The organism is Curtobacterium sp. MCBA15_016 (assembly GCF_001865105.1).
GTDB lineage: Bacteria > Actinomycetota > Actinomycetes > Actinomycetales > Microbacteriaceae > Curtobacterium.
In genome coordinates this window covers 4,414-4,969 of record NZ_MJGR01000063.1, presented here as the reverse complement: position 1 = coordinate 4,969, position 556 = coordinate 4,414, and the positions used below count along the sequence as shown (strand labels likewise).

The window sequence follows — 556 nt, the reverse complement described above, 5'->3', positions numbered from 1 at the left end:
GGTCGCGTCCACCGCCGGGGTCGGGTCGGTCGCGGTCCTCGCGGTCGGCTTCCTCGTGCGCGACGGCCGGGCGGGCCTCGCGGCCTTCGCGGCCTTCGCGGCGTTCGTGCCCTTCGAGGGCTTCGTGCCCTTCGGTGTTCGTGGGCTCGTCGACCGGCCGCGTCCCGTGTCCGAGCCGCGGGTCGGCAGGTCGATCAGGGGGAGTGCTTCGGTCGGCGGCAGTGCATCCGCCCGGGGAGCCGGTGTCGAGCCCGGGCCCCCGGGTGCCGGCGGAGCGATGACGGCGTCGAAGGCCGGAGCCGCAGCCGGAGCGGCGGTCGCCGGAGCCGCGGCGGCCGGAGCGGCGGGGCGCTGGTGGGCGAACCGGGCGGGGGTGCGGTAGCCGATCGGTCCCGAGGGAGCCGGTTCCGACCCCTCGACGACGACGTGCTCGAGGCCCGGCACGGAGAACCGGGGCTGACCGACGACCGGGACGCTGGGGCCCGCCGGGACGACCGGCGCGGCGGGAGCGGGTGCGGCTCCCGAGACGACGGACGCGGCACCGACGGCACCGACG

General features: G+C 78.6%; 1 protein-coding gene. It reads left to right on the top strand.

The annotated features are described in order from the left end of the window. Window positions 1–382 (top strand): hypothetical protein (locus tag BIV03_RS17555; protein WP_175475962.1); only part of this gene is annotated, 382 nt, incomplete at its 5' end. Window positions 383–556 lie beyond the last annotated feature (174 nt).